The organism is Microcoleus sp. M2_D5, from assembly GCF_036701935.1.
Lineage (GTDB): Bacteria > Cyanobacteriota > Cyanobacteriia > Cyanobacteriales > Microcoleaceae > Microcoleus.
The window spans coordinates 15837-20547 of sequence record NZ_JAUBRP010000098.1 but is presented as its reverse complement, the minus strand read 5'-3'; the positions used below and the strand labels follow the sequence as shown (position 1 = coordinate 20547).

General features: G+C 49.4%; 2 protein-coding genes and 1 pseudogene. All 3 read left to right on the top strand.

Features of this window, described 5'->3' with window-relative positions; all coding sequences use genetic code 11:
* Positions 1-247 (top strand): annotated as a pseudogene (locus tag QUA50_RS26695) (hypothetical protein); the annotation flags it as partial.
* A 180-nt stretch (positions 248-427) separates the two neighbouring features.
* Positions 428-1255 (top strand): sulfotransferase, encoded by an 828-nt coding sequence (locus QUA50_RS26690; RefSeq protein ID WP_333266744.1) that lies wholly within the window; start codon positions 428-430, stop codon positions 1253-1255.
* A 317-nt stretch (positions 1256-1572) separates the two neighbouring features.
* Positions 1573-4711 (top strand): DUF4347 domain-containing protein (locus QUA50_RS26685; RefSeq protein ID WP_333433673.1); only part of this gene is annotated, 3139 nt, incomplete at its 3' end.

Here is a 4711-nt window from a genome sequence, read left to right as displayed (position 1 = left end):
GGGATGGGCGTCCCGCCCGTCCTTTTTGGACGGGCGGGACGCCCATCCCACAAGAAAAAAGGGAAATTATTTAATTGTCGAGCCTAATCACATTTTGTTGCAAAAAGCAATGACACAGATCGTAAGTATCTGTCGATCGCGATCGCATACTTTTTGTAACTTGCTGTTCGATAATAACAACCAGTTTTGGTTAATTGCCACCTACCAAAAGGCTGATTTTGTCGGCGATCGGGCGGTAATTACATAAGGGTATGCAAAAACGAGCAGGTAGGAGAGGCTGTCTGAAGCGTCAGATGCGCTCTGCTAGCTCAGCAGATTGTTAAATGTCGATCGCAGAGTGCCATCAAAGCACGTATCTCCCACCTAGCAATCGCCTGCTGCTTGACATATCCAGGCGACTTGCAAACCTTCAAGATATCCAAACTTGATGATCCAAAAAGTCCACTTTATATCGGGACTGCCGCGATCGGGTTCTACCTTACTAGCAGCCATCCTGCGGCAAAATCCCAGATTTCACAGCGCCATGACTAGCCCCGTCGGTGGTTTAGTCGATCGAATGCTCGAAGCGATGAGCGAAGATAACGAGTTTTCCGTGTTTATTTCCCAGGAACAAAAACGGACGATGATTGCGAGCATTTTTTCGGCATACTACAGCCCGCAAGCAGACAAACAAGTAATCTTCGACACCAATCGCCTGTGGTGCAGCAAGTTACCCTTAATTCAGGAACTATTTCCCGGATCTAAAGTCATTTGCTGCGTCAGAAACATCGCCTGGATTATGGACAGCATCGAACTGCTAATTCGGCGCAACGTCTTTGATGTTTCCAGATTATTTAATAGTCCGCAGGAACGGGCTACAGTCTACAGCCGCACCGAAACCTTAAGTCTAGGTGGGCGTTTAGTTGGTTATGGTTACAGCGCTCTAAAAGAAGCATTTTATAGCGAACAAAGTGCATCCCTTCTACTGGTAGACTACGAACTACTGAGCATAAAGCCGGCGAAAACAATGTCGCTAATTTATCAATTTTTGGGCGAAGAGCCTTTCGAGCATGACTTCGAGAACGTTCAATATGAAGAACCCGAATTTGATAGCAGACTCCAAACCAAAGGATTACATCAAGTGCGTCAGCGAGTCGAGTTTAAACCGAGACAAACTGTTTTACCTCCAGATTTGTTCGAGCGATTTGATAGCCTCTCTTTCTGGACAGATACGACAAATAGTCGTGCCAGCTCTATTGTAGCGAAAGCTCAATAAAAAAGCATTCTATTTGGTATGCGTGTTAATTTCAACCCACAACTCCCTCTCACAATTAATTCCGCAGCCGATCGCTAAAGTCCTCCCCAAAGAACGAATAAAGTTTTCAGTTCTCATAGCAAGGACTGTAGCCCCATCGGCGGGGGTTTTAATCCCTGCTGGAAGATCGCGTAAATAATCAAGAACAAAGGACTGCATCAACAATGAACTCATCAACCCCGAACAAACAAATTATTTTCGTAGACTCTTCCGTACAGGATTACCAAAGCCTGATTCAAGGCATCGATGCCGCTCAAATTATCATTTAAAATGATAATTTGAGCGGCATCGATCAAATTACAAACACCTTAGCAACTCAAAAAGATATTGAAGCAATTCATATCCTTTCTCACGGCAGTCCGGGCAGTTTAAAACTCGGTTCCGACCTACTGAAGGGCAATGACATAGAAAATTTCAACACCCAGCTAAAACAGTGGGGAAATGCCCTGACAGAGACAGGAGACATCATACTGTATGGGTGCGATGCAGCAGCAGGAGAAACCGGCAATAATTTTGTCAAGCGATTGAGTGAAATAACAGGCGCAGATATTGCAGCTTCTGACAATTTGACGGGAAATGCTGCAAAAGGCGGCGACTGGGATTTAGAAGTAGTAACCGGTCAGATAGAAGCCGCAGTGCCGTTAAATCCAGAGGCAATGCAAGATTATGAATATACTCTCGCCAACTTTAATGTCACGGTGGCAACCGATGACGGCACTGGAACTGTAGCAGGCACATTGAGCAAAGCCATTTTAGATGCAAATGCCCTAGCCGGAGATGACACCATTACCCTCGCCACAAATGTCAATGTTACAGCGGTAATGAAGACCCTAGTTAACAGCAACATTAATTTTATTGGCAATAACTTTAGTGTCAGCGGTAACAATGGTTTTCGCCCCTTCTTTGTCAAGTCGGGGATTGTGAATTTCCAGGACTTAAGCATTACCGATAGCGTAGCTAGAGGGGGCCAGACCGGCAGTGCTGGTGGCGGTGCTGGGATGGGTGGCGGCCTATTTATTTATGATGGTACGGTCAGCATCACCAATGTCACCTTTAGCAACAACCAAGCGCGGGGAAGTGGTAACTTTGCTGGCCTCTACAGTGGCGGCGGGATATTTGGTAACGGCGCCACAGCATTCGGTGGCGGCGGTGGTCTGTTTGGCAGCGGCGTCAATAACCCCGGCGGTGGTCCCGGTGGCATTGGAGGCTACGGCGGCACTGGTAATTATGGAGGTTTTGGTGGTACTGCACCGGGGGGTGCTGGCGGCTTCGGTGGCGGTGGCGGTGGCACGAACGGTGGCACTGGTGGTGCTGGAGGCTTCGGTGGCGGCGGTGGCGGTGGCGTTGGGGGTCCTGGGGGCTTCGGCGGTGGTGGCGGTTTCAACGGCAATGGTGGCTACGGTGGCGGTGGTGGAACCCCTGGTTTCGGGGGTGCTGCCGGCAACGGTGGTGGCGGTGCCGGTTTCGGGGGTGCCATCTTCATCCGCACGGGTTCTTTAACCCTCAACAACGCCACATTCACAGGCAACGCCGCCGTCCGCGGCACGGGTGCCAATCCCGGTCAAGCCAAAGGTGGGGCAATTTTCGCCATGCGCTCCCTCACCAACACCAACGGCAACAACCAAGGGATGCCCGCTGCTCTGCCTACTATCATTTCAAGAGGAGCCACATTCACAGGCAACACCGCAGTCAACCAAGCTGGTGTCCCAGGTGCTAACACCCCCGCCAACGGTATCGGCAACACCCAAGACAATAACGATGTTTACGGCTCTATTGTCGGCAACCCCGTCAACCTCTCAGTCAGCAGTAACGCAGGCGCAGAAGCAGGCACTACCGCCATCACCGTCACCGCTACCGCCTCCAATGCCGTTACAAGCCCTCAAACCGTTGACTTAGGCATCACAGGAACAGGTATCACCGCCAGCGACTACAGCCTCAGCGGCACCACCGTCACCATTCCCGCCGGACAAACTACGGGTACTGTTACTTTCACTGTTGTCGATGATGCGTTAATTGAAGGAACCGAAACTGCAACTCTAACTATCAGCAATCCTTCGGCGGGAATATTTTTGGGAACAACCACTACTCAAAATATTGCGATTACTGACAACGATTTTCTCACTGTCAACCTCTCAGTTAGCCCCACCACCGGCACCGAAGCGGGAACAACCAGCATCACCGTCACCGCTACTACCACGGCACCTGTAGCCGGCAACCAAACCGTTAACCTCGGCTTAACAGGCAGTGTCACTGCCGCGGATTTCACCGGCACTATTCCCAGCCAAATCACCATCCCCAACGGGGCAACCAGCGGACAAGCCATTTTCACCATTGCCGACGACCTTATTGACGAAATTGACGAAACTGCCAACCTAACTATTAGCAATCCATCGGCAGGCATGGCGTTAGGAACAACTACTACAGGTAGTTTCACCATCATCGACAACGATACCGCAGGCGTTACGATCTTTCCTACCAGCGGTTTAACAACTACCGAACCGGTGAGTACAGCTACTTTTACTGTAGTTCTAGACAGTCAGCCTACGGCAAATGTGTCGATCGGATTAACTAGCAATGACACCACTGAAGGTACTGTAGATCAACCGAGTTTAACTTTCACGAATGCTAACTGGAATATTCCCCAAACTGTCACCGTTACGGGAGTAAATGACCTCCAAGATGACGGCGATATTGCCTATCAAATTATTACCGCTCCAGCTACCAGTACCGACCCGAACTACAACAATCTCAACCCAGCGGATGTCTCTGTCACCAACCTTGACAACGATATTCCGCCCCCCCCGCCAGGTATTTCGATCTTTCCTACCAGCGGTTTAACAACTACCGAACCGGTGAGTACAGCTACTTTTACTGTAGTTCTAGACAGTCAGCCTACGGCAAATGTGTCGATCGGATTAACTAGCAATGACACCACTGAAGGTACTGTAGATCAACCGAGTTTAACTTTCACGAATGCTAACTGGAATATTCCCCAAACTGTCACCGTTACGGGAGTAAATGACATTCTAGATGACGGTGATATTGCCTATCAAATTATTACCGCTCCAGCTACCAGTACCGACCCGAACTACAACAATCTCAACCCATCGGATGTCTCTGTCACCAACCTAGACAACGATATCGCGCCGACACCGCCAGGTATTTCGATCTTTCCTACCAGCGGATTAACAACTACGGAAGCGCTGGGTACAGCTACTTTTACTGTAGTTCTAGACAGTCAGCCTACGGCAGATGTGACGGTCGGATTAACTAGCAGTAACACCGCTGAAGGTAATGTAGATCAACCGAGTTTAACGTTCACGAATGCTAACTGGAGTAGTCCCCAAACTGTCACCGTTACGGGAGTAAATGACATTCTAGATGACGGTGATATTGCCTATCAAATTATTACCGCTC

What these genes read in the sequence shown, in the direction of transcription:
- QUA50_RS26690 (WP_333266744.1), top strand. Translation starts at nt 428, where the DNA reads ATGATCCAAAAAGTCCACTTTATATCGGGACTGCCGCGATCGGGTTCT.